21 protein-coding genes and 1 pseudogene are annotated in these 24,758 nt (G+C 43.4%); 2 read left to right on the top strand and 20 right to left on the bottom strand.

The window, feature by feature from the left end:
* Window positions 1-12: 12 nt before the first annotated feature.
* On the bottom strand, window positions 13-1,623 hold the full coding sequence (locus tag KCX82_RS13205; protein WP_227018948.1) for a putative polysaccharide biosynthesis protein: 1,611 nt from the start codon (window positions 1,621-1,623) through the stop codon (window positions 13-15).
* Between the two features lie 150 nt (window positions 1,624-1,773).
* Between KCX82_RS13205 and gpmI the strand changes: the two genes are divergently transcribed.
* Window positions 1,774-3,315, top strand: a complete 1,542-nt coding sequence (gene gpmI / locus KCX82_RS13200) for a 2,3-bisphosphoglycerate-independent phosphoglycerate mutase (RefSeq protein WP_227018947.1) — start codon at window positions 1,774-1,776, stop codon at window positions 3,313-3,315.
* Between the two features lie 173 nt (window positions 3,316-3,488).
* Here the strand turns inward: gpmI and KCX82_RS13195 are convergent, their stop codons facing one another.
* The 5 genes from KCX82_RS13195 to KCX82_RS13175 form a co-directional block, all read right to left on the bottom strand.
* Window positions 3,489-3,677, bottom strand: coding sequence for a DUF4177 domain-containing protein (locus KCX82_RS13195; protein WP_227018946.1), 189 nt, complete (start codon window positions 3,675-3,677; stop codon window positions 3,489-3,491).
* Window positions 3,678-3,735: 58 nt separating this feature from the next.
* A complete protein-coding gene (locus KCX82_RS23140) occupies window positions 3,736-5,310 on the bottom strand; it encodes a glycoside hydrolase family 26 protein (RefSeq protein ID WP_227018945.1) in 1,575 nt (524 codons plus the stop codon).
* A 14-nt stretch (window positions 5,311-5,324) separates the two neighbouring features.
* Window positions 5,325-5,843 carry a cob(I)yrinic acid a,c-diamide adenosyltransferase gene (locus tag KCX82_RS13185; protein ID WP_227018944.1) on the bottom strand — a complete coding sequence of 173 codons (519 nt, stop codon included), beginning with the start codon at window positions 5,841-5,843 and terminating at the stop codon, window positions 5,325-5,327.
* 71 nt (window positions 5,844-5,914) lie between these two features.
* Complete coding sequence (locus KCX82_RS13180; RefSeq protein ID WP_227018943.1) at window positions 5,915-7,612, bottom strand: NAD(P)/FAD-dependent oxidoreductase; 1,698 nt, start codon at window positions 7,610-7,612, stop codon at window positions 5,915-5,917.
* Window positions 7,613-7,618: 6 nt separating this feature from the next.
* On the bottom strand, window positions 7,619-8,968 hold the full coding sequence (locus tag KCX82_RS13175) for a BaiN/RdsA family NAD(P)/FAD-dependent oxidoreductase (protein ID WP_227018942.1): 1,350 nt from the start codon (window positions 8,966-8,968) through the stop codon (window positions 7,619-7,621).
* Window positions 8,969-9,088: 120 nt separating this feature from the next.
* On the opposite strand from KCX82_RS13175, the gene KCX82_RS13170 reads away from it, so the two are divergent.
* A complete protein-coding gene (locus tag KCX82_RS13170; protein WP_227018941.1) occupies window positions 9,089-9,934 on the top strand; it encodes a metallophosphoesterase in 846 nt (281 codons plus the stop codon).
* A gap of 51 nt (window positions 9,935-9,985) precedes the next feature.
* Here KCX82_RS13170 and KCX82_RS13165 read toward each other — a convergent pair whose 3' ends face one another.
* From KCX82_RS13165 to mtbB, 14 genes and pseudogenes are all read right to left on the bottom strand, one after another.
* Window positions 9,986-10,546: a hypothetical protein gene (locus tag KCX82_RS13165; protein ID WP_227018940.1), complete on the bottom strand. Its 561-nt coding sequence runs from the start codon at window positions 10,544-10,546 to the stop codon at window positions 9,986-9,988.
* Window positions 10,547-10,680: 134 nt separating this feature from the next.
* Window positions 10,681-12,336: a SulP family inorganic anion transporter gene (locus KCX82_RS13160; protein WP_227018939.1), complete on the bottom strand. Its 1,656-nt coding sequence runs from the start codon at window positions 12,334-12,336 to the stop codon at window positions 10,681-10,683.
* Window positions 12,330-13,418, bottom strand: coding sequence for an AI-2E family transporter (locus tag KCX82_RS13155; protein ID WP_227018974.1), 1,089 nt, complete (start codon window positions 13,416-13,418; stop codon window positions 12,330-12,332). Before KCX82_RS13155 ends, KCX82_RS13160 begins: the two co-directional genes overlap by 7 nt.
* A 247-nt stretch (window positions 13,419-13,665) precedes the next feature.
* Complete coding sequence (pylSn, locus tag KCX82_RS13150; protein WP_227018938.1) at window positions 13,666-14,013, bottom strand: pyrrolysine--tRNA(Pyl) ligase small subunit; 348 nt, start codon at window positions 14,011-14,013, stop codon at window positions 13,666-13,668.
* A gap of 136 nt (window positions 14,014-14,149) precedes the next feature.
* Window positions 14,150-15,067: a CobW family GTP-binding protein gene (locus tag KCX82_RS13145; protein WP_227018937.1), complete on the bottom strand. Its 918-nt coding sequence runs from the start codon at window positions 15,065-15,067 to the stop codon at window positions 14,150-14,152.
* Between the two features lie 12 nt (window positions 15,068-15,079).
* A complete protein-coding gene (locus KCX82_RS13140) occupies window positions 15,080-15,298 on the bottom strand; it encodes a hypothetical protein (protein WP_227018936.1) in 219 nt (72 codons plus the stop codon).
* Window positions 15,299-15,329: 31 nt separating this feature from the next.
* Entirely contained in the window at window positions 15,330-16,037 is a 708-nt protein-coding gene (locus KCX82_RS13135; RefSeq protein WP_227018935.1) for a hypothetical protein, read from the bottom strand.
* Between the two features lie 2 nt (window positions 16,038-16,039).
* A complete protein-coding gene (locus tag KCX82_RS13130; RefSeq protein ID WP_227018934.1) occupies window positions 16,040-17,392 on the bottom strand; it encodes a uroporphyrinogen decarboxylase family protein in 1,353 nt (450 codons plus the stop codon).
* 214 nt (window positions 17,393-17,606) lie between these two features.
* On the bottom strand, window positions 17,607-18,410 hold the full coding sequence (gene pylD, locus KCX82_RS13125) for a 3-methylornithyl-N6-L-lysine dehydrogenase PylD (RefSeq protein WP_227018933.1): 804 nt from the start codon (window positions 18,408-18,410) through the stop codon (window positions 17,607-17,609).
* 72 nt (window positions 18,411-18,482) lie between these two features.
* A complete protein-coding gene (pylSc, locus tag KCX82_RS13120; protein ID WP_227018932.1) occupies window positions 18,483-19,322 on the bottom strand; it encodes a pyrrolysine--tRNA(Pyl) ligase large subunit in 840 nt (279 codons plus the stop codon).
* Between the two features lie 22 nt (window positions 19,323-19,344).
* On the bottom strand, window positions 19,345-19,989 hold the full coding sequence (locus tag KCX82_RS13115; protein WP_227018931.1) for a cobalamin B12-binding domain-containing protein: 645 nt from the start codon (window positions 19,987-19,989) through the stop codon (window positions 19,345-19,347).
* Window positions 19,990-20,016: 27 nt separating this feature from the next.
* A complete protein-coding gene (locus KCX82_RS13110) occupies window positions 20,017-21,441 on the bottom strand; it encodes an ASKHA domain-containing protein (protein ID WP_227018930.1) in 1,425 nt (474 codons plus the stop codon).
* Window positions 21,442-21,742: 301 nt separating this feature from the next.
* On the bottom strand, window positions 21,743-23,185 hold the full coding sequence (gene nhaC, locus KCX82_RS13105) for a Na+/H+ antiporter NhaC (protein WP_227018929.1): 1,443 nt from the start codon (window positions 23,183-23,185) through the stop codon (window positions 21,743-21,745).
* A gap of 146 nt (window positions 23,186-23,331) precedes the next feature.
* Window positions 23,332-24,735 (bottom strand): annotated as a pseudogene (mtbB, locus tag KCX82_RS13100) ([dimethylamine--corrinoid protein] Co-methyltransferase).
* Between the last annotated feature and the right edge of the window lie 23 nt (window positions 24,736-24,758).

Here is a 24,758-nt window from a genome sequence, read left to right as displayed (position 1 = left end):
CTATAAGAACGATTAGATAAGCCTTAATTTGCTTAATAAAGCCGCAAGCTTTTCTCCTTTTGGAAGCAGTCTGATTTCATGAGGGCTGATGGATTTTGTCTTAATCAGCATAACTCCGTAGACAGCAGCACCAATACCAATGGAAATTACGGTTGAGAGGCTGTTCCCGATCACGCCTTCCAATACATAATAGCTTACCAGAACACAGATACACATCAGCACACCGGAAAGCAGAGGCTTCCATACTGATATTCCGATATCAAATTTTGTATTGGTCAGTTTCTTCACTGCAACAAAATTAAAGATTCCGATGACACCGTATGCAACGGTGCTCCCGATTGCAGCACCTTGCACGTTAAGAGCGGGTATACCCGTCAGGATATAGGTAGAAATCGCCTTTACCAGTACGCCCAGTCCCAGTCCTGCAACGGCAGTATAGGGTTTTCCCAGGCCTTGAAGGATCCCGGCCATGGTCTGTGCAATGGCAAGAAATATAATTCCAATGGCAAGATAAAACAGACAGGGCGCCGCACTAGATGCACTCTCAGCCTGCATTGGGTAGATCAACAGCATAATCGGCTCAGCAAGGGACATGAGTCCGAAGGTGCAGGGTACACCGATAATCATAGCGGTCCTTAAGCCCAGTTTAATATTTGTATTTAAGAAGTCCAAGTCTCTGGTACTGTTTGCTGCAGCGATTGCAGGCACCATACTTAAGGCTATGCTCAAAGCCAATGCCATAGGGATATTAATAACAGGACCCGCCATACCGGTAAGCTGCCCATAAAACGCATTTGCTTCCTTCAGGCTGTAGCCGACATCCTGCAGTCTTCTCATAACGATGGCCACATCGACCACATTCATGATCGGCAATATGGAAACGCCTATGGTAATTGGCACTGCAATGGCTGCCAGGGTACCGATAATTTTTCCGGCACTTTCTTTTTCAATGATTGTATTTGTTTCGTTTCTACTAATTTCTTTTAATAATTTTCCTTTTTTTAAATAATAAATAATTAAAAGAATAAAAACTCCCGCTATGGGTCCGATGCTTGTTCCGATGGTAGCTCCAGCAGAAGCATATTCAATTCCTTTCGGCACGAGGACAATGGCCAGAGTAAGGCCAACTGCTACTCTAACCGCCTGTTCTGCAAGCTGGGATACCGCCGTAGGCTCCATTTCCTGCAGACCTTGAAAATACCCTCTGAATACTGACATAATGGGTACGAAAAGCAGGGCCGGCGCGATTGCCAGCATGGAGTAGTAGGCTCCTGGATTCTTCAAGAGCGTAACAATCCGTTCGGCTCCGAAGAAAAAGATGGAGGAGGCCACGATTCCCAAAGCAAACATCAGTACAAAAGATAGCTTAAAGACTCTGTAGGCTTCCGAATGCTGCCCTAAAGCAACTCTTTCCGAAGTCATCTTTGAAATAGCTGCCGGTGCTCCGTTGGTAGAAAATACCAGCAAAAAAACGTAGATAGGATATGCGGTCTGGTAATAGCCCATCCCTTCATCCCCAATGATATTTCCCAGGGGGATTCTGAAAATCGCACCCATTACCTGAACCAATAGTCCTGCAATCCCTAATATTGCAGCTCCCCTTAAAAATGTTTTTTTGCTCATATGATCTCTGTTTCCTCCAACACGCCTTCTAAACTTGATTTAGTTCTATTATACCAAAATTTTTGGCTTGTTCTATATATTTTATTTTTTAATTTTGATATAATAATAAAAATATGATGAGATATAGAGATTTTAAAGGAGCAGTAAAATATGGAAACAAGCAAAAAACCTATGTTATTAATGATCCTGGATGGCTATGGATCAAGCAAGGAATGTACAGGAAATGCCATAGCCAATGCAGATAAAAAAAATATAGATTCTCTATTTCAGCAATATCCAAATACCCTTATCGGCGCCAGCGGATTAGACGTTGGTCTGCCTCAGGGTCAAATGGGAAATTCTGAAGTAGGTCATCTGAATATCGGCGCAGGCCGTATTGTTTATCAGGAGCTCACAAAGATTACCAAAGAAATCCAGGAAGGAACTTTTTATCAGAATAAAGCACTGAATACGGCAATAGATCACGCAGTAAAGAACGACTCCGCCCTGCACCTTATCGGCCTTCTTTCCGACGGCGGCGTACACAGCCATATTACACATCTTTATGCCTTGCTGGAATTGGCAAAGCAAAAAGGCCTGACGAAAGTTTATATCCATACCTTGCTTGACGGCAGAGATGTTCCGCCACAAAGTGCCGGAATCTACTTTACTATGTTGGAAGAAGAGCTTGAAAAAATAGGAGTCGGTCAAATTGCAGTGGTTTCTGGACGGTACTACGCCATGGATCGGGATAATCGCTGGGAAAGAGTGCAAAAGGCTTATGATGCCATGACCTTGGGGATCGGCGAAAGAGCCGCCTCTGCAAAAGAAGCTCTGAAAGCATCCTACGAACAGGGAAACAATGATGAATTTGTTCTTCCTACCTCCATTGCAAATCCGGACGGTTCCGCAGTAACCGTCAACGATCATGACGCGGTTATCATGTTCAACTTCAGACCGGACCGTGCCAGAGAATTGACCCGTTGTTTTGTGGATGAAAACTTCAACGGATTCCGCCGTGAAAAAGTGGTATCGGATCTTTGTTATGTCTGCATGACACAGTATGATGCGGAAATGCCGAATGTACTGGTAGCCTTTCCTCCGCAATCATTAAAAAATACGCTGGGAGAATATTTGTCACAACTTGGATTAAGGCAGCTGAGGATTGCAGAGACTGAAAAATATGCGCACGTAACCTTCTTCTTTAACGGCGGTATTGAGGCTCCGAATAATGGAGAAGATCGTATCCTGGTTCCTTCTCCTAAGGTCGCCACCTATGACCTGCAGCCTGAAATGAGCGCATGCCAGGTGACGGATCGTGTACTGGAGCAAATTCAGGAAGACAAATATGATGTGATCATTCTGAACTATGCAAATCCGGATATGGTAGGACACACAGGAAATATGGAAGCAACCATCGAAGCAATCGAAACTCTGGATAAATGTTTAATCAGGGTCATAGACGCAATTAATGATAAAGGGGGCCAGGTCATCCTCACGGCAGATCATGGAAATGCGGATTGCATGCTGGATGAGCAAGGTCAGGTGATTACCGCCCATTCCGTAAATCCCGTACCGTTCCTGGTGATCGCCAACAAGCCCGTTACCCTTATAGAGGGCGGCGTTCTTGCCGATGTAGCTCCAACCTTGTTGGATTTAATGGGGATTGAAAAGCCTGAAGAAATGACAGGCCATAGTTTGTTGCTGAAATAAAAATAAGGCTATGTCACGACTAATGGCTGATAATTAGGGATCATTCAAAATAATAAACAAAATAAAAGACCGCTATATGATTCATTAAGAACTTCATATAGTGGTTTTTATTTTGTGGACTAATTTTAACTAATTTGCAAGTACATTTTATAAATTTTTTATTGAATAGAAAATTACTTTTTCTTACGCTTTAATGTTGCAAACATCTGAACTGACATCCCACTGCTAGATACGGGAGACACCATTGCTACAAGTTCCCAACCTTCTTCACCTTGTTCGTTTAATTTTTCATCTAGATCAAATTTTGCTTTAAAAAGCCCATTTTTATCAAACACAATTGTTTTGTACTCCCATTTTTCCATATGAATTCCCCCTATAATGCACCGTGCGATAGCGAAGAAAATTTTTTTATTTTAAATTTCAAGCGTAAACATCCCAGAACAAAGGTCTCTTATTCAGCAGTTCTTTAAAAGTTTTGATGATTGCGGGTGTTTCATCGATGAAATAAGGTCTTGCGATATTGCCGTATGCATCCCAGTCGCAGCCGTCCCACCAGATCGCCACTTTAATGTTCTCGTAGCTTTCTATCCTGGAGAACATGTCCTTGATCCACTGATTCTTGTCTCCGCCGATGCTGCTGGATGCAAATTCCGTTATCATCATGGGTTTCTTTCCATAAATCCGCATAGCTTCGGAATAAAGTGGATCATAGAGTTCCTGAAAGGAAGTCCAGTTTTCTCCCGGATAATAAGTGCCGGTATTATAAGCGGTTAATCCCACAATATCCACGTATTCATCTCCGGGATAATACATGACTGCATCATTCCATTCAAAGTCCGGGAAAGATTTTCCGTTCGGATTCCAGACCCAGATCACGTTATCTGCTCCTGCTTCTTCAAAGATTTTGTAAATGTAGCGATAAAACTCTTTGAAAATCAAGGTATCCTTCGATGTATTATAACTGGAATAAGGGCACCAGTCTCCGTTCATCTCATTTCCCAGGCGGAACAATACGGGATGATTGAAATCACTGACTGTTTTTGCGTAATCCTTTATAAATTCATCATACTCGCCGTCTAAAACGTCGTATACCATGTTTCCTTCCCCCGAAGCGGTCCATGAGGTCTGTAGGGTCAGTTCCAGAATCTTATTGTTTTTCTGTGCATTTTCCAGCCGATAAGCCAGATTGGGATGTTTATACTTATTTTCAAAGCTGGTATAGTTTAACAAAAATGGGAACTCGTATTCCATTTCGGTTTCCAGATGGCGTAACTGGGTAAAATCATCGGGAGCGGATGGTTCAAAGATTCCCCATTGCAGACTGCTGTCCCCAGAAAAATATTTCTCAAATACATCTTTTGTTTCCTGATTCCATCCTCTGCCCGCTACAGAAACAGCTTCTGCCTGCTTTTGATAAGCAAATTTGGAAGGGGCAAAGGTTGAAAACTGGTTTACCAGATGGAGATATCCCCCATTCATATAAAATGGCGTATCCGCCTTTACAAATATGGTAATCACGTCTCTGGTTCCGGATAAAATTTCTATCGATGCATAGTAGTTTTTGTCATTGTTCACACGGGCAAGCTTTTCTCTCGACCATTGCAATATATGTACCGTACATCCGTTTATTTTTGTCTTTGTCTCATATTCTTTCGTATGATCCGCCGTGTTGAGGATAAATTGGTTGGAATAATTCATATAGGCTTCCTGACTAACGCCGGAAGGTAACGTCTCCTTATATATTTCGATCCTTTTGTGGTCGTTTTCCAAAACGGTACAGACTTCGGAATTGTTCATATCCACCAGAAGCCCCGAATCAACCATCATAGAATATCCGTCAACATAGTTCTGGAATTTATCATAAACCCCGGCAGGTTCCAGGCTATAAAGGCCGCTTTGCCCGTTCTCAGCTCCATATGCCAATGGAGCAAGTCCGAAAATCAGCGTTATTGCTATCGCATAGCAAAAGAAATACGTAATAATTTTATGTTTCACAGCTGCAGTCCTTTCTAATTTTCTATTCCAACTCTTGAATCAACACCTGAATTGTAATAATGTTTGATTTCCTTCATCTCCGTTACAAGATCTGCTCTTTGTATAATTTCATCAGGAGCATAACGACCCGTCAGGATCACCTCCGTCTTTTCAGGTTTCAAATCCAGGACAGCCAGAACTTCCTCAACGGTTACAAGATGAAAAAACAAGGAAGTATTGATTTCATCAAACACAACGATATCATAATCTCCTGAGGAAAGCACTTCTTTCATTCGATCCAAACCCTTTCTTGCATCAGCATAGTCTTTCTCCGTAGGCTTTCCGTTGATAAAGCAGACGCTGCCGAATTGTTCCATAGCCATACCGGGAAGAAGCTCACAGGCTTTCAACTCACTATAGCACTGACCTTTCATAAACTGCCCGAAGAAAACCTTATTTCCTGCGCAAATGGTCCGTAATGAAATGCCCAATGCAGCCGTTGTTTTCCCCTTACCGTTTCCGGTGTAAACTTGAATGTACCCTTTTTCCAACATGGTTATTACTCCTTTACTCTATCTTTTTCAAAAGCCATATTTTTAATATATTATAGAAACCAATGGGCTTGTTACAATGGTTTTTGATATCTTTTAATAATTTCCTCCGCTAGTCTGATTCCGTCTACTGCTGCGGAGATAATCCCGCCGGCATATCCGGCTCCTTCTCCCCCTGGATAAATGCCCTTTATATTGCTCATCAAGCTTTGATCCCTTACGATACGGACCGGTGAAGAGCTTCTTGTCTCTACTCCTGTAAGTACAGCGTCTCCTCTGTCAAAGCCTTTGAGCTTTTTTCCAAGTGCAGGAATCGCTTCTTTCATGGATTCCACTGCAAATTTCGGAAGACACAGGGATAGATCTGTCCAAACCACTCCTGGAGAATAAGTGGGAATGACAGTTTCCGATAGCGATGTCTCCGGTGCGGAAGTCGCCGGTAATGAAACCTCTGATGCCATGACATCCGTTCTTAAAGTGTTTGCCTCTGTCAGGTTTAAAAAATCCCTGACCTTCTGGGCAGGAGCCTTGTAATTGCCTCCCCCTGCTTCATATGCCAGCCGTTCATATTTTTCCTGAAATGCGATTCCGGAAAGGGGTGATTCATCCTCAAAATCCTCAACCTTTACATCCACCAGCAAACCACTGTTTGAATTTAGACCATCTCTGCTGTGAAAACTCATTCCGTTGGTTACGACACCGCCGCTCTGAGATGCAGCTCCTATTACATGGCCTCCGGGACACATACAAAAGGTATAGACCCCTCTGCCATTGCTGCAATGATAAGACAGCTTATAGTCGGCTGCGCCCAGCTCATAGCTTTCCCATTGCCTTCCATATTGTGCTTCGTTGATCAGTCTTTGGGGATGCTCGATACGAACCCCGATGGAGAAAGGCTTCTGCTTCATTTCAATGCCTTCCCGGTATAAGAAGCGGAAGGTATCCCGGGCGCTATGCCCGATGGCTAGGATCAACTGATCGGCCTTTCTTGTTTCCTTGCCGTTCACTTGGATCCCCGTGAGTTTTTTTATTCCGTTATGCTCATCAATATCAATACCTGTCAGTTTGCTTTGAAATAAAATTTCTCCGCCCTGATGCAATATTTTTTTTCTGATGTTCATTACTACATTTCTGAGTACATCGGTTCCGATATGTGCTTTTTGCTTATAGGCGATTTCTTCAGGCCCGCCGGCAAGAATCAGCTCTTCCAAAACCTTATGAATTCTTGGGTCCTTGATCTGGGTAGTAAGCTTTCCGTCGGAAAAAGTACCTGCACCGCCTTCTCCGAATTGAACATTGGATTCTTCATCCAGAATTCCCTGTTCCCAGAAGGCCCTTACATCCTCGATCCGGTCCTCAACGGTCTTTCCGCGTTCCAGAATAACAGGCCGGTATCCCATTTCGGCAAGGATCAGTCCGGCAAACATTCCGCAAGGTCCAAAGCCGACGATAACCGGCGGATGCTTCATTTCCGCGGTACCCGGAATCGCCCGTTCATAGCTTCTATCCGGTGCTCTTTCCAGTTTTATTTTTAAGCAGCTTTTTAGCAGCTTCTCTTCCAGCTCCTCCGATGTCAGCTTTTCTGAAGCAGGAGTAAAATCAATGGAATAGACCCGTTTGATATCGCTTTTATCTCTTGCGTCAATAGATTCCTTCACAATTCGGTAACCGGCTATTGTAAGATCCGGCCGGTTTAATTTCCGGATGATCTTTAGAGGCAGCAACTCCGTTGTTTCATCTATATTCAGTTTTATCTCATGTATTCTGAGCATGTTCTTCTATCCTTTTCTTTCCGACGCTGCTGTTGCTGCAGCCGACGATGACGCCGATGCTGCTGATGCACCGGCAATATAACCTGAGGTCCATGCCCATTGTAGATTATATCCGCCGCACAAGCCATCCATATCTATGATCTCACCGGCAAAATACAATCCTTTGATTCGTTTTGACTCCATTGTTTCTGCACTGATTTCCAAAATGCAAATACCGCCGGAGGTAACCTGAGCTTCTTTCCAGCCTTTTGTTCCGGATATTTCGACTTCCCATGATTTTAAAAGCATCACAAGTCTCTTTACCTCCTCAGAGGTTATTTCCCTGCAGATGCCTGCAAAATCCCATCCTGCTTCTTTTAATAGCACGGGTGAAAGTCTTTTATTGATCATTCCATTTAAAAATTCTTCCTTTTTTCTGTTTTTTAAATACTCGGTTCTGGAATGCAGCAAATCATGTAATTCTTCCTCGGAGTACTCCGGAAAGAAATCGATCCTGACAGTATAATCATGATAAGCATCTGTCTTTTCGCGCAATCTTAAAAATCTGCTTAAATTTAACACGCAGATGCCGGAAAGGCCTTCGTCAGTAAACTGAATTTCTCCCGTTTCAGCGTGAATTTCTACGGCTCTGTCCTTCCATAGGGTTACCTTTCCCTTGGCTCTTATGCCCTTTAACATTTGAAACCGTTGATCCTCGGATGTAAAAGGCACCAGAGCCGGGATCGGCTTAACGATAGTATGTCCAAAAAATCTTGCCATTTGATAGCTTTCTCCCGTTGAACCGTATTGGGATCCCGCTTTGCCGCCGGCAGCCAGAATCAGGTACCGGGTATATAACAAATCTCCCTTATCCAGAAGAATTTCAAATCCTGGGTTGCCATCCGCCGCTGTCCCCTCCTCGTTATCCAGGAATTTGACAGACTTTACACTGCTGGAATACAGGATTTCTATTCCTAATCCTTCGGCTTCCGCCTTCAAGGATTCCTGAACGGTGCTTGCCTGCTCCGAATAAGGGTAGATTCTGCCTTCTGCTTCTTCTTTCGGAAGAATTCCAATTTCTCTGAAAAATTCGAGTGTATCATCCACATCAAACCGAGAGAGAGTTTCCTTTGCAAAGTTTATGGTATATTCATCCAAAATCCAGCTATAGAAATCGGGAAAGGAACATTTCACATTTGAAAAATTGCACCTGCCATTGCCTGTAGCCAGGAGCTTGCGTCCTACCTTATCATTTTTCTCTATGATGCGCACGCTGTCACCGCCTAATGTTCTGGCAGCGGAAATGGCTGCCATAAGTCCTGAGGCTCCGCCTCCGATCACAGTGATTTCTTTTTTAATTGCTCTATTTTTTGACATAGATGATTTCCTCCATACATAAATGATTATATCACAAGAAAATTCCTTTTGCCAAGGAAAGCTCCTCTTGATATAATGACAAAGTGTGTACATTTTAAAATCAAAACCCTGAGGTGAGTCATGTTTCAATTTATCAAGGCCATTTTCCGCCTGTTTCTATTCATTATTATAGTAACTGGGTTCACAGTTGCTTATGCAAGATATATCGAACCGAATATGCTGAAAGTCAAGGAAGTATCCATTGAGTCGAGTTTCTTTCAAACAGATCAGAAGGAGTTAAAAATCGCTGTTTTTGGCGATACCCACTTTGGAGATTATTATACCCTCGAAGACTTTTCCAAAGTCCTGGAAGCCATTGATAAAATGGAACCGGACCTTGTAGTTTTTGCCGGAGATCTTATCGATCACTACGATTCCTATTCCGGAGATACCGCCGACATATCGGCGAAGCTGTCTGAAATATCGGCTCCTTACGGAAAATTTGCAGTCTTCGGAAATCATGATTATGGCGGAGGTGCCGAATATGTCTACGAATCCATCATGGAAGCCGGAGGCTTTACCGTTTTGAAAAATAAATATTATCCTTTGGATGAGATTGGTGTCGCCGTCATAGGGGTAGACGATGTGCTCATTGGTTACGGAAATCCGGAAATCGTAAGCTGGGGCAGACCTGATTACTATAATATTGTTCTGGCTCATGAACCGGATGTTATGGATGAGGTTCTGGATTACAATGTGGATCTGATGTTGTCCGCTCATACTCACGGCAGACAAATCAATCTAAAATATTTTGACGACTATATTCTTCCTGCTTATGGAAAAAAATATATCAAAGGCTTGTATGATTTTGAAAATGCCCGTGCAAGCCGGCTGTATGTAACCTCCGGTGTAGGAATGACGAAACTGCCGTTCCGCTTCCTGTCTCCGCCGGAGCTGACAAAGATCGTAATCAAAAAATCCAGCTAAAGTACAATCCACATTGATCTGCCGGCTAGCCGGAGGAGGCTTTCTTTTCCTTTAAGTAAAAAATTCTACAAATCCTCTTGTTAAATAATCTGCAATCTCAAGCACGTAATCTTCCAAAGTCTGATAGATTCTAATGGCTTCCTCCTGATTTCCCGCCAGTATATTGATGATTTCCAACACGGTCTCTCTGTAATATTCATAAAACAGACTTCTCAGGTTTACTTCATTCCAATAAGGATTGATGCTTGCTAAATAAGCAGACATATCATCGACATTTTCATACAGTCTTCTTGTAGCAGTATCAGCTGCCTCCTGGTTTCCCATGTTGATTGCATTTGCAATTTCATTTAAAATAGAAGCCTGGACTGTAAAATAATATTCCATACGGTTTGCAAATACGACTCCGAAAAAAGTCTCAAAAACATTGCCAAAATCTTGTGTTACATGATAGAGTTTGTCTTCTATCAGCTGCAAATCTCCGTAACCCGATGCCAGGCTTACCAGATAATCTCTTCTCCACATAGCCAGCTGGCTCCAAAGTCTCCTGAGTCTGTTGTTTAAATTCACCTGCCCGCTGGGGAAAGTGTCCTGGTTATGCCCATTACTATTCATTGAAACAACCCCTTCCTTGCTATTTGAAATATAATATGAATCCTAACCATGATTTGTTCGCTAAAAAAAATATCGTGGAATCCACGATATTTTTAAATACATAATATTTTCACAGTAAATTTTAAATGTATAGGTCAGTACTGATAGCTTTTATGTATGTGCTCCTCATTGGCGCATACAATGGCGTATTCTGCACTTTTGAAGACATGATCCTCACCGATCATATCAATGAGACCGCCTCTCTTCAAAACCTCCAGTACTTTAGGCTGCACACTGGTTAACATAACGGTAGTGCCGGATTCCTGATAATGTGCCGTCAGTTCCGTCAGAGCCTGAAGCCCCGACAGGTCAATGACCGGAACACCTCTCATGGAAAGGATCAAAACCGTGGTGTTTTCCATTTCAGCAAGCTGGCTGGTGAGCTTTTCCACTACCGCAAAGAAGATGGTTCCTGTCAGATAGGCCACCCGGATATGTTCCGGTACTGAGGGAATATTGATTCCTATTTCCTCCAATCGTTCATTTTCCACTTCGCTGATAGTAATATCGATATCGGTTATCCGAACAACGATAAGAAATGCTGAGAAAGCAACCCCAATGATGATGGCCTGGGTTAGATCCAGTACCACGGTGGCACACATCGTGATGAAAAACTTAGCAATTCCCGATTTAAATTTATGATCGAAGATATAATGAATATTCTCCCAATCGTTCATTCTCCAGGCAGTAACGATCAGAACTCCGGCCAATGCCGACAACGGAATGGCAGACATAACCGGAGCCAAAAGAAACATGGAAAGCAGCAGTCCAACTGCATGAAGGATTCCCGTCATTCTCGTTTCTCCGCCGGATTTAATAGCCACGCTTGTTCTTGCAATGGCTGCGGTTGCAGGCACCCCTCCAAACAAAGGAATCAGGATGTTGCCGATTCCCTGTGCCACCAGCTCTCTGTCTCCGTTCAGTTTTTCCTTTTTGAGCTTACCTGCCGATGCACCGCAAAGAAGACTTTCAATCATGGCAAGGGCGGCGATGCTCATGGCCGGGACCAGAAAATCCCAAAACTGGGCTATGGTCAGCGACTGAAAAGATAGCCGATCCTGGAGCAAAATGGTTTTAGGAATCTCCCCTACCATGGCTACATCTAATTTCAGAAAATGGTTTATGATCAATACGATGATTAGCCCTGCCAGAGAAGACGGAAATTTTTCATTCCACTTTTTCGGCCAAATGATCATAGTGACAATAACCGCCAACCCAAGTGCAAAGGTTGGAATATCCAGCGGAAAACCATTGGTAAAATAGGAGTAGACTTTCGTAATGGCTAAACTGCCAGTTGATTTAACTCCAAAGAGATTGTCCAGCTGCCCTAAAGCAATGACGATGGCGATTCCCGAAGTAAATCCTGAAATAACAGAAGACGGGATAAAATAGATAATCCTGCCCAGCTTAAAAAAACCTGCTACTACCAAAATGATTCCTGCCAGAAAGCCTGCTATAAAGATGCCGTTTAGTCCATATTTCTGCACCAGCATAATTAAGATGGCTGTCATTGCCCCGGTAGGGCCGGAAATCTGGAAGGAAGCCCCGGAAAAAGCACCGATGACCAGCCCCGCTATGATTGCGGTAATCAGCCCGGATGCGGCGGTGGCGCCGGATCCTACCCCGAAGGCCAGGGCAAGAGGCAAGGCTACTGCGGTCACCGTCAGGCCGGCCATGACATCCCTGGAAAATTTTTGTTTATTATAACCTGTAAACTCTGATTGTAAATCTGCTATATATTGTTTTAACACTCTTCTTCTCGCTCCTCACTGCTGCCTTTTATTTTTTTCACTTTCACTCTTTCTTTCTTATTGGCTCCTTCAAATTCAACCTGTAAAGCATTCATCAAAAAGATAAAGATGGGCACACCGATCAGAAGGCCCCAAACACCCAGGTAATGTTCACCAACCAACAGGATGATAAACACAAAGCAAACCGGCAATTCTGTCTTATCCGACATCAGCTTCGGATTCAGAATGTAAGCCTCCACCGTGTGAATCAGAACGATCATGATAATGACTGCAATGACCTTGCTGATCCCCCCTATATTGAAGGCGATGATACTTAAGGGTACCAGGGAAATGATCACACCTGCTACCGGAATTAAGCCCAGGAGAAAAATCATAACGCCTAAACTCATGATCTGCGGAAATTGCAGGAAGGTAAGCAAAATCATAGACAGAATAGAATTGATCAGGGCAATGGTGATCTGTACTTTCATGACCTTTCCAAAGGTCTGTACAAAATTCCCTCCGAAAACGATTAAATACTCATAAATGTAGGATACTCTGCTTTGTCCCAAAATCTCACCGAATTTTTTAATCTTGTTTTTTTCCAGTAGAAGGAAAAAACCCAGAATCATAGATAAAAACAGACTGACACCAAAACCGCCTATCTTCGTGATACCGGTAGCCAGCATGACTCCAGCCTCGGTTATATATTTGTTGAAATCAATGTGATCTATTGCTTCTGCAAGTCTGGGATCCAGCGAATCTCTGACGGCATTGATATCAAAACGAATAAAGATGTTCGCAAGATCCGTAAATTGAGTTGCCAGAATCGGCGCAAATTCAATACTGGCAAATGCCAACACCAGAATAAAAAGAATATAAAGGATGCTGAGAACGACTCCGTCGGGAACTCTCAGGCCGGCAAGCCGAGCCTTGTTCTGTATTTTCTTCACCAGATGGTAGAAGATAAAAGTAATAATAAAGGTCAGCAGGACAATGTCCAGCATGTACCCTATCGTAACAAACATTAAAAATAAAACGACAAGAGAAATAATGATCTCCTTCGTTCCCCGTCCTCTTTGATTGTCATTGCAGTCTGTCATTTGATTCACCACTTGCCTTCTTCATTATCATTTACAGCTCCTGAAAGGAGCAAATTACCTCTTCTTTTATCTTATCATATGAAATTTCCCATTTCAAATCAAGAATTTTGGAAGAAAATTCTAGGATTCATTTCTGTTATTAACCCGATATTCCGTATTTACTTTTCCCCACGAAAAAAAGTGATAGCAATAAAACGCTTTACCGCTATCCCTTCTCATCAAGACTGGTCTTACTGAAAAACCGGGATTAATCAGCAGAGCCTAAGATATCATTTCGTTTTTTTAAATCACTGCCATAATGTTCCGCAAAATAAGTAGAAGAATACTTCTCTAATTTCCACTGCGGTATTTTACAATCTTTGCAAGGTCTGCAAATCCATTTGTTTCGAAGCCATCTGGCTGCTCTGGAGCTTCTGGAGTTTCGGATTCTGAATTCCTTTCCGCAATGAGTTGTAATTTCGGCGTAGTCGCCGTTCATTCTGATGCTCCTGATCCCATGCAAAATACCGGTTCGAGAGGGCCACAGCTTGATCTTGTCCAATAACAGAAAAAGCTCGGCATGCTTTCTGTAATATCTTTTCTTTTCTTCTCCCATGTTACTGCTTCCGCTGCTCCTCTTCTTTCTTTGTCCTCATCCTTATATGTACTATATTACTCCGGTTTTTTCCTGAATTCAAGAGAATAGGACAGACCTTTGAAAATTTCTTGCTTTATCCCAGTCAACACAAATCTTATAGATGCAGTTTTCCCTTTAGATTTTTTTCCAGCGCCGAGGTGATAAGACTCAGCAAACGAATCCCTACAGCCGAAATCAGCACAATTTCACTGCCTGTGATCTCCTCTCTCCAGGGAATGATTCGGACATCCTCTCTTACGGCATTGATTTCCATCGGACCTTGATCTGTCATGGAAAACCCCTTGATTCGATAGGTATGTTGAGAAATTTCTTCTAAAAATTCCTTCAGGTTTTTGCAGGAAACGAATTCTTCTGCCTTTAAAACAAAAGTGTTGGGCCTGGATTCATAGGTGTTGGTGGTTTCCTGCCATGCTCTGGGCTTTGCAGAAAGATGTTCCAGCATTTCGGGGATATTCAATCTGCAATAGGAGGTGATGCCGATCTCTGCATCCGGGTTGATTTCCTTGATCGTTTCTTTGATTTGATCAATGGTCTTCTCTTCGATAAGATCCGCTTTGTTGATAACAATCATGTCTCCATATTCTACCTGTCGATGCAGAGCCGGAAGTAAATCCAATAGTTCCAGGAAATGTTCACCGTCGACAATGCAGACGGTTCCTTTCAGAAGATAGGTATTTCCGGTCTTATGTTCAATACCCTGAAGGATTTGGGGCATATTGGAGGGATCTGCCAGCCCGGAAGCCTCCACAAATAAATATTCGATATCCGTATTGGAAAGTGCAATCAGACTGTCAACAAATTTATCCTTAATGCAGGCACAGAAGATGGATCCGTTTGAAAGCTCAGCCATTTGTATTCCCTGACTGTGCAGCAGCCTGCCGTCTACATTGACAGATCCGAATTCATTTACGATAATGCCAATTTTTTGATCCTGATACCCATCTAAAATGTTGTTTAATAAAGTGGTTTTACCTGCTCCCAAGAATCCGGTCAATAAAAGTAATTGTATCATCGTCTTCCCTCCTTAACGGCAGAGGGCGGGCCCCTCTGCATTCCCTCTTTTCATCTGATCGGAAACGATATTGCCTATCAGATGAAAAAAGTAGACTGAACCGCCTACTCTCATCATGAAACATTCTATTTCGCCGCACACTGCCAGCCTAAAATCAAGTATTAAAAAAATATTGGCGAGGAGCCCGAGAGTTTCACTCGGCTGCATAAATTTAGAGTCTATGCGATCCATACGATCCGCCCCCCATGTTGCTGGAAGAGGTTTACCGTTTTTTGATTTGTACTTGACAATAGGCACAGCCTTTATGTTCTGCACGGCAGCTTTTACAGTCGGCAGAAGGTAATTTTGTTTCATCATCCACTGCTATAAAAAATCCCGCACAGGATTTCAGAGGCAGCATCAGGCAGTTATCTCTCACCGTTACATCAATTCTGCCCCCATTCAAAATCTTAAAAAAGCTGCCGATCTGATCTACCTCCATACCGTAATATCCGGGGCCGAAAGAATCCAATACGGCTGATACGGACTGATCGTCTCCCTTTCCTCTGACATCTGCCAGAAGACGGTTTTTCAGTACCTCTAAGCCGGCATCCACGTAAGCGGTTCCCCAGATATCCGCATAAAGCTGCTCTATCATGGGCACTGCCTTGTTACATTCGTAAATACCGGCGGTGAGGATAAAGGCATAAATAGATTGTATACTATCCCTGTTTAATTGTTCGAACGCATTGCACACAAAGGTCACATCTTCAATGACAGCAGTATTTCCTTCTATGATTTCCTTTGAATAAGAGGAAACGATGGCTTGAATTCTGACCCTGTCCTTAATCTTATCCTTGACCTCCATGCCCTGCATTGCCAGCCTTTTATATTTTTCGCCTTCCCGTTGAAAGCCGCAAATACTCAGGAAATATTCGATTGCATAAACATCAGCTTCTTCCATGCTGATCGGGATTATTTGATTTTTCATTCTTATTTAGCATACTTTCTAACTTCTGAAATAAATTCTTCTCTGTCAGGAATAATGGAAACCCATTTGATCTCTCCGTTTACACACATGGTAGGAAGATTAGGTATTCCCATTTTTCTCGTCCTTGCGATGTCCTCTTTTATAGTATACTTGTAAACGGCATAATCTGCAATATCCTTAATCTCATCAAAAGCATCCACTACACTGTTCAGCATGTAGGTGCAGGCTGCGCACTGATCCGGATCCAAAAGGAAAAGCTCGATGAGTACTTTATCCAGATGCTCATAATCAGGAAGGGTTACATCTATGTCATCCACTTTTGACTGATAATTTTCTAAAAGCTTTCTTGCTTTCTCAGGATGCTTTACAGCCTGAGATGCCGCGATTGTATTTTCTATAGGCGTATCATAAGGCATATCGCAGCCGGGGCTGATGACGAGGTTTCTATGAGTGAGACTATCCATCAGATCGATAACAATCTTCATATTATCCTCTTGCGTACCATGAAGCATGGTGGTAGTCAGCGGAATATTTCCTCCGATAGAAATATTATATCGATCCGTAATTTCTTTTGCTTTTACCAGATCTACATTTTCATCTACAGATATACCATCAGGACCCATCTTACACATGACCTCTATCTGATTGGTGGCGTTTCCGCAGACGAAGAAACAGGAGTAGCTTCCCTTTGCTCTGATAAAATCAAATACTGCTTTAAACGCATCTGATAGCATTTTTTCTATATGTCTGGGCGAAATCTGACTGACCAGCGGATCAACTACCGCGATGACATCCATTCCGGCGTCAATGTACATCTCAGCCATTTTGCAGGAAACTTCGGCACAGAATCCTACCAGTTCCTTTACATAATCGGCATTTTTCATCATATCCATAAAGATATTACTGCCTCTTAGATGAGAAGCCAGGGTAAAAGGACCGCAAATAAGTCCGTATAAGGCGACATCCTCTCCAATTTCAGCCTTAACCCTTCTCATGGCGTCCAGAATGATTGGCAGTCTGCCGGATTCCTCTGTTGGGATCTTGCACTTGCATGGCAGTTCATTGGTATCTGCAAAAGGATGAGATTTCACAGAGGGCGGATTGTCCTTCGCCCACAGCAAATCACAGCCCAGAATTTCCGCTTCCACCTGAAGATCAAATAACACCGGCATTCCATCCGGAGTGTAGAGCTTTTTGACCTCTATCAGTGATTCCGCCAATTTATCCGAATCTTTTAAGATTTCTTCCGCCGTGTACCCTTTCAGTTTACCAGCATGAACGCCGGCAAAGGGAACCCAGGGTATTTCATTGGTTTCTTCATGGCGTAATGTTTTGAATATTAATTCTTTCCCCATTTTGCTATTCCTCCTACATTTGATCCTTCGACCGAGCACGTTTACAGCTTTATTATACAAGAAAGCCTTCCAGGGAAACTAGAAGGCTTCTTTGATATTTTTGTATTTAATTTAGGTATTTTAGTGTTTTTATTACATGCATCTTATAATTGCTGGTAAAATTATTATGTATTTGTAAAATCATTAGTTTTATGAAATCAAATCCGGCTTCGTTTTATAAAATCAATCCGAGCATCACTGCAACACCAATCTGCAGATAGTCATGAACCACTCTGTCGGAATGGCAACGATAAGCATCCTGATCCAAAGACAGTGGAATTCCTGGGGACATCAACCATACATCCGGATGAAGCATGGTTCGTTTCAGCCATCCTTCCTGATTCGTTGCATCGATAACATAGCGATAACCACTGATTTCTTCGGGTGCAGAAAGCACACGAACATCTTCTTTTTCCAGATCGGATCTCTTCTCCTGATCTTTATCATAGACACTGACAGAAGCACCTCTTTTCTTTAATGCTTTTAGGAACTCCCGTCCCAGAACACCACATCCAAGCAGCAGGACCTCTTTCCCGGCCAGGGTTCCGCAGGCCCCTTCCAGAGCGGCAATGTAACCCAAAGCAGTGGCATTATTGTTGTCAGCCATCTTCTTTTTGTGAAGGTTCATACTGATAAATCGATTATCGTCAGCGATGAAGACCATATCCGCACCGTTTTGGTATGCTTCATAAATACCGTCTACATCCGTATGTGACGTAACAAAGGTTTGAAAACCCATAACACCCACCACTGCCGCCACCGACTGGGCAAAGGATCCGATCATGCCCAAACCGCTGGTCACTGGAACCACAGCAACTTTAAGGCTCAAAGAAGCCCTTTCAATATCTCCGGCAGAACAGCCGCTTGCTTTGGCAGCCAGCGCTGCGTAATTCAAGCCGGTCTTTGCTTTCAGAATTTGCTGATATTCTTTGATCCCATCCTCAATGTCTGCTAACCAATCTCTTATTAATCTAGTCATACTTTTCTTCTCCAAATCTGATGTAATAAATTTATTAGGGCTTACCCTTCGGTTTTGTTCTGCGGCCCCTATTTATAAGCTCAACGGGGAGCCATCCAGAAACGTGGTACTCCTGCCTACTCTCTTAATCGTCTCATATTGGCCTAATTTCATAGCAATTCGTTCGATACCAAAGCCGATTCCAACCCAAGGTTCAAAAACACCCCATTTACTGTCGAGAAAATGCGGGCCATAAGCACCGGAAGCCAGTTCCAACTCTCCTGATACGATATCCAGGGTCTCTCCATATACTTCCGACTTTTCTGTGACCAATTCATAGTCCTCAATCCCAATGGCTTTCATTGCAGAGATTGCCAGGCTTTTCAGCCGTTCCATCTGGCATCCTTCCCCGACACCGGCAAGCTCCACAAAATTCAGCATGGTAAATTCATTCATATGCTCTGCTCCCTGAGATTCCTTACGGAAGCAGGATCCCCACTCAAAGATTCTCACCGTATCTTTTGAAACCTTATAGAGGTCTCTCATCACCTCATATAAGTTAGGAGCCAGCATAGGCCTCAAACATTTTTTGGAGTCTATCCAGAATACTTGATTTGTAAGCGGATGATCCTTAGTTATGGTCATTTTCTCAAGCATGGAGGAGGAAATCATAGTAGGTGTAACCACCTGGGTAAAGCCTTCTTCAAAAAGCCAGGATTCAAGATTACGAATAATCTGCAAAGATAAAGGCCTTCGATCTTTCTCAAGAAGCTTTTTTATTTTTTCTTTGTGTTCCTTCACCAAAGCTCCCTCTATTATTTTATAATTTCGATTTCTTTCCTCTGTGCTCTCAAATTCCAGTTTTTCTCTATCCTCCCCCGCATTCAGTTCTATCAGCCTCTGAATCTGAGTTGTTGTAAACCTTTCCGACATGACAATCTCCTATCTTCCGCTTCTATTTTTTCAGAAGTTCCAATGCCTTTTTGGCAGCTTCCACCGCATCCTCACTGTAAGCATCTGCGCCGATTCGCTTCGCCCACCGCAGCGTGCACGGGGCCCCGCCTACCATGGTTTTATATTTATTTCTCAGTCCCATTTCCCTTAAAGCATCCTCCAGCTTCTTTTGCTCCTTTAAAGTAGAGGTAAGCAGCGCACTGGTTCCGATGATATCTACACCGTATTCCTCCGCTTTCTCAATAATGGTCTCTACAGGCACCTCTCTTCCAATATCTATCACTTCAATGCCATAGCTTTTCATAGTGGAGGCTACCATACCCTTGCCAATTTCATGAACATCTCCATCTACGGTAGCGATGAGCACCTTTCCTTTCACCTTTTCTTTTCCCATCCCGGTATGGGCTTCCACCAGATCGATGACCTTCTTCATTACTTCAGTAGAAAATATAAGTTCAGGTAAGCTGAGCTGACCATTTTCAAATAGTTCACCAACTTCCCGGTTTCCTTCTGCAAATCCTTCCTGCAGAATTTCAATCAGGTCTAAGCCCTCTTCCAACGCATCTTCGATCACCTGTACTGCTTTTTCCTCGTCCGCATCCATAATCGTATGATGTGCAATTCTAATTAATTCTTCTTTACTCACAAAACGATACCCTCCTTAGAGTCTTAGTCATACCGGGTATTGCCGAGGGAAATACATAGCATTCAGATACTCCTTCTCAAAATTCGGATGAAGCGCAAGCTCCACATGCTCTACTTCCTGAGCCTGCTCAGCTGCCTGCTCTCTTAAATTCTCCGACAATAGTGCCATACAGGCACCTACTCCCGCTGCATTTCCAATATACGTAATCTTCTCTTCTCTAACATTAGGTAACATACCAATGCGTAAAGCACTTTTTTTATCAATATAGCTTCCGAAGGCTCCTGCCAATAATATTTCTTCAAGCTGTGACGGGTCTGTATTCATACATTGCATCAGAATGACAATACCGCCATAAATTGCTCCTTTCGCCAGCTGAACCTCACGAATATCTTTCTGTGTAATGACAATATCCTTTCCCGAGTCCTGCCACACCAAAACAAATTCATTTCCATGGATACCCTTTCGAAGCCTTTCTGCCAAATCGGCATCCATACCGGAAGCCACAGCAGCTTCCTTGGTGACGATATTTCCTTTATAATTCAAGATACCTGCGTCCAGCATTTGCGCAATGGTGTCGATCAAGCCGGAGCCGCAGATCCCGATGGGGGCAGCGCCTTCAATGACTTGAATTTTTACCTCACCATTTTCAATTTTCACACGTTCAATAGATCCTTTTGCCGCACGCATGCCCTGATGAATACAGGCTCCCTCAAAAGCGGGTCCTGCAGCAGTAGAGCATGCCATCAGTCTGCCGTTGAGTGCCAGTACAATTTCTCCGTTGGTTCCCACATCAATAGCAAGGGTCAGACCTTTCCGGCGCCTCATTCCCGATGCAAATAGCACTCCAAGGATATCGGAGCCTACATGACCGGCAATATTAGGGAGAATATGTATTTCAGCGTCCGGATTCATCCGGATTCCCAACTCGGAAGAACGTTTTAACACGGGCCCATAGAAAGCAGGTTCAAAGGGAGCTCTTGCCAGCGAGGAGGCATCGACTCCTAAAAACAGGTGACTCATTGTGGTATTTCCTACCACAGTTGCTCTGATAAAAGAATCCTCCTTCCATTTATGGATGGAAAGAAACTCTTCGATCATCTCATTAAAACAATTTATTATTTTCGCTTGCATGAGATGCCGGCGGTCTTCGCTTTCACTGCTGTAAGTAATCCTGGAAATAACATCCGCACCATAGGTGCTCTGCGGGTTTGTCTTAGCAATGGTATCGATGAGAGTCCGTTCTTTCAGATCCCAGAACATTGCCACAACCGTTGTTGTCCCGATATCAAATGCAATTCCCAATGGTTGGACACCCTCACCAAAGGGTTCAGCATCCGGAACAAAATCATCAGGTAAATAAGTCAGATTTTTTTTCCGCCCGGTGGAATCTTTTAAATTGCATTTTCCGCATTCTTCGCATTTACCGCCGCCAATACAGGTATTATTTTTCATATATTCTCCAATATCCTTCCATATCACCTTTGGTTCGATTCGCCGATAATGAGAGGCTGGAAAGCAGCCTCCAGCTTTCTTTTCGGCTGCTTTCGCCCGGACTTGATCCGGCCTGAACAAACCAATGCATCCATTCGGGGTTTGTTCAGCAGCCTCTAAATATTAGCATTATTATACACGAAATCTTTGTGAATAAATAGTTCTCATTAAAAAAAAGCCAAGAAAGTGACATTCAAATATGTCACTTCCCCGGCTTTAAGGATCTATATAGGGTAGATTGATTTGCCTTTTATGCTGTCCATTATGCGATGAGCTTAGCCTCAGCCGCAGCGTCAGCTTCTCTCTGTCTTAAAATAGCCTGATATTCTTCCTCGCTCATCTTTTCCATTGTGATTCCTGTAAAGCCATAGAAAAGAGAAACCAGCGGATTCATGAGATTGAGGAAACAGTACGGAAGATACGCAACGGTGGCCACACCAAGGGTAGAAGACATAAAGGTGCCGCAGGTAGACCAGGGAACTAAAGCAGAAGTCATGGTTCCTGAATCCTCTAAAATACGGGATAGGTTCTTTCTTTTTAATCTTCTGTCCTCAAAAACTTCTTTATACATTCTGCCCGGCAACACGATGGCGATATACTGATCGGCAGCCAGGATATTGCATCCGATACAAGTGATGATTACGACGAGTACAAGAGAACCTGTATTTTTCGCAACCTTGAGAAGATGTTCACAAACAATCTTCAGAATATCGCTTGCATCCAGAACACCGGCAAGCACCATCGCGCATATTACCAATGAAACAGAATAGAACATGCTGGATAATCCGCCTCTGGATAAGAGGCTGTCTATAAATTCAATTCCTGATTCGGAAACATATCCTTCGTACAGACCAATCCCTGCCAAGGAAGCCCAATCGCCCCCCTGGAAAATGACTGCGCATAAAATTCCCAGAATGACACCGGCAAAGAGTCCCGGTAATGCCGGCACTTTAAATACAACCATAAGAATAATCAGTAATGCCGGAATTAATAAAACCGGAGATATGTAGAAGTTGTCGGAAAGACCGTTCATAAGCTCCGTAACGCTGCTTAGATCCGCATTATTTTTCGAATGGTTGAATCCCATAATGCCAAACAGAATAAGCGCGATGATTAAAGAAGGGGTAACGGTATAAACCATATGCTTGATATGTTCAAACAATACCGTTCCGGCCATAGCCGGAGCCAAATTTGTCGTATCCGAAAGCGGAGACATTTTGTCACCAAAGTAAGCGCCTGATATGATGGCCCCTGCGGTCATTCCCAGAGAAATGCCCAATCCGGAACCAATACCAATCAAGGCGATACCAACGGTTCCCGCTGTTGTCCAGGAACTTCCGGTTGCCAGAGAAACAATACAACAGATGAGGCAGGTGGCAATCAGGAAGATTCCGGGGCTTAAAATCATCAGTCCATAATAGATCATGGACGGAACAATGCCGCCCGCTATCCAGCTTCCGATCAGCATACCTACTGTCAGTAAAATCAATAATGCCTGCATGGCATTGCCGATATTCTTGATAATTCCTTTTTCCAAATAAGACCATTTGAAACCATTTGCAATAGCAATCACTGCTGCGAAAGCACCGCCAGCGAGAAGCGGAATATGAACATAACCTCCAACCTTAAGAATTGTGAACATCAATCCACCGATCAGTACGACAAATACCAATAAGATTTGCCACATAGGAATTCTTTTACCCATTGTTTTCCTCCTTATAAAATAATTAATAAAAATAAAATTTTAGCCAAACCAGGTGGAAATAAATCAATGTTCCTTAGATTAGTCAAAAATAAAAATATGCATGATCAGCAGTGCTCCACACCTATGAAGCACTGCTTTTATCAACGTTATTTCAGCCCCGCTCTTTCTTTAAATCTTTCTACAGAGTTGATCTTGATATCTAAAGCTTCGGCGATCCTAAACTTTGCCTCCATACCTATGGTAGACTCCGCATAAGGTTCGAAGTTTCCAAGACCAAAGCCTCTGTCCTCTCTTACTTCTGCCATGGTCACGACATCACATAGTTCTTCCAATGTAAGACCTAATTTATCTGCTACATACTGTTTTGCTTCATTGATTCTCATTTTGTGAGAAAGCTGCATACGCAGAACCATGTCTCCGGCTGTACGTACGCCGCCCATGCTGGCTGCAATACCGTGTGTAGCTTCGGCACCGAGAGGATCTCCCACGCCAATCTACAATCCGTCGATTTTACAGATTTCTATGAGACACTTATCCGCTCTGGAAACGATATCAGCCGGCAGCGTCTCGCACATAGGGATTGCGCACACTCCCATACCTGCGTTTGCATGTACCGGAATGGAAGCGGCTTCGGAGCAGGCTTTGATAAAGGTACATACTCTTGCAATATTCCATGGGAAGGACATATTGCAGTTCGTATTGACGACGGCACCGAAGATGGATGCTCCGGCCTCTTCCACAAGCTTAACCTGCTGATGAGGGTAAAGGCCTGCCAGCTTCACGCCGTTATATTTCAATCTGCCATGCATTCCCAGTACAAATTCACCGGCCATACCGATTTCAACACCCATATCCGGGAATTTCTCCCTGATGATTTCCGTTGCTTTCAGAGAAACCAGGAAATCTGCATCTCCGGCCGCACCGCTGGTATCCAGCTGGATACCGTCTGCTCCTACATCATACATTTGCTCAGCAACATAGACGATGTCCCTCACAGCATGCTCCACAGCTTCTTCCTGTGCTTCCAATGCTTCTTTGATTTTACCTTCCGGCAATAAAACCGCCCAGTTATCCACCGGACCGTCCGGTTTTGTGTAAAATCCCAAATTGGGCATCGCTCCGTAAAACAGTGGAATGGTTGTTTTGTTCAGCGCATTTTTCAGCACGGCTGCTTCACGCTTGGCAACTCCTTTTACGGTCTTATAATTGTAATCCTCCAGACCGATATCCACGGAATCCGCTCCCAAAACTCTTTCATGGAACATGGCGTTGACGCTTCTTTCCACGGGGATTCCGCATTTTGTGCTGAATTTGTCGGAGCCGGAGTCGTTGGATGTTACAACGGCCAGGGATGGCTCGACTCCAACAACGCCTCCGGGCATGGTCACGATATCATAGATATGCTCCATTTCCGCTTGGGTCAGCGGAGGGATTTTTCCCCTGTCCGCCGCATCCTGTACGCCCTTTTCAATATCAGCACGTATTTCTTCCTCCGTCATATAAACGATGGATCCATCGCCCATACGGGTAAAATACTTTTTTGCTTCCATAATACGATCCTTTCTTCTGGAAT

Origin of the sequence: Sinanaerobacter chloroacetimidivorans, assembly GCF_018128545.1 — a bacterium.
Taxonomy (GTDB): domain Bacteria; phylum Bacillota; class Clostridia; order Peptostreptococcales; family Anaerovoracaceae; genus Sinanaerobacter; species Sinanaerobacter chloroacetimidivorans.
Note: the sequence above shows the minus strand (reverse complement) of the source record. Positions and strands in the feature narration are given on the sequence as shown.